The organism is Nonomuraea sp. 10N515B (genome assembly GCF_052245915.1).
Lineage (GTDB): Bacteria > Actinomycetota > Actinomycetes > Streptosporangiales > Streptosporangiaceae > Nonomuraea.
Window position 1 is genome coordinate 1 of the sequence record NZ_JBQQBQ010000184.1, and the last position, 1,475, is coordinate 1,475.

The following is a 1,475-nucleotide window of genomic DNA, read 5'->3' on the forward strand; positions in this document are numbered from 1 at the left end:
CGGACACAAGCGGGGCTTGTGGAGCGCCCGTTGCGTTGAGAGGCGCACGGCGGGTGCGGGAAGCGGTCCGGAGAAACGGGCTGGCCGAGAGGCCAGAACCGCGCTCCGGGCCGACTTTCACGAGTTCTTCACCTTCCGGCAGGGACGGTTCGCCTCCCTCGCCCAGTGCGACGAGGCCATCCGGGCCGCCCGCAAAGAGATCGACTGGCTCAACGACCTGCCCGCTCAAGCGGCGCAGGCCGTGCTGAAGACCTACCGGCAGGCGTGGGCGAACTACTTCAACCCCGACCACCCGGCCGAACGCCCCACATTCAAGAGCCGGTACCGCTCCCGGATGGCCGTCGACGTCCCCCAGGCGCGAGACCTGAACATCACCAGGATCAACCGGCGGTGGGGCGCGGTCACCATCCCCAAACTCGGCCGGGTCCGCTTCCGATGGACCAAGGACCTGCCGGGGGTCACGAAGGGCGGCCCGCACGGGAAGATCACCGGGGCGCGGCTGGTGAAGGAGGCAGGCGGGTGGCACATCGTGTTCCGTATCCAGACCGAGCAACCGGTGCCCGCCCCGCATCCGGGGCCGCACACCGCGATCGACCGGGGCATCGCCGTGCCCCTCGCCTTGGCAGGCGGAGAGAAGATCTTCCACCGTGACCAGTGGCTGACCGGCGGGGAACAGCAGCGGCTGCTCCGTCTGGAACGCATGGCCGCCCGCCAGAAACGAGCGGCGAAACCCGGGCAGCGCACCAGCAACCGGCTGAAGCAAACCTACGACCAGATCGCCCGCCTGCGCGCCAAAGCCAAACGCCGGGCCATCGACTGGCAGCACCAGACCACCACCCAGCTCACCGACCGGTTCAACGTCATCGTGCTCGAAGACCTCAAGGTCACGAACATGATGGCGAGCGCCGCCGGCACCATCGAAGCACCGGGCAAGAATGTCGCCCAAAAACGCGGCCTCAACCGCGCCATCGCCGGACAGGCATGGGGCCGCACCGCCGAGTTCCTCACCTACAAGGCCACCGACAAAGGCGGAACGGTCGCCTACATCCCGGCGCCGGGCACCAGCCAGGAATGCCACGCCTGCCACACGATCATCGAAGGCTCCCGCGAGAGTCAGTCCCGGTTCGTGTGCAAGAACACAGCCTGCGGGTGGATCGGCAACGCCGACGTCAACGCCGCCCGCACCCAGTTGTACCGGTACAACTCAGCCGCCGGACAGGCGGTCACTGGACGTGGAGGCCCTGCACCACCACTGGGGCCGGTGAAGCGTCAAGCACCTCATGGCGGGACTACCCGCACCACCCCGCAACGGGTGGCGGCGTAGCGGCCATGAGAATCCTCCCCATTCATGACCCCGTTGCGGATCTCTCATTCGGGGTGGGCTTTGAGAAGGCGGCATAGGTGTGAGACGCGAGTGGGCTCGGGCCGGTGACCTTGCTGCCAGGCGTCGATGCGGGTGAGGTTGATAGCGGTGG

General features: G+C 67.8%; 1 protein-coding gene. It reads left to right on the forward strand.

The features are described from left to right. Window positions 1-1,324, forward strand: a 1,324-nt coding sequence (locus ACTWQA_RS58905) for an RNA-guided endonuclease InsQ/TnpB family protein (protein ID WP_443167481.1), incomplete at its 5' end; no start/stop codon positions are given. Between the last annotated feature and the right edge of the window lie 151 nt (window positions 1,325-1,475).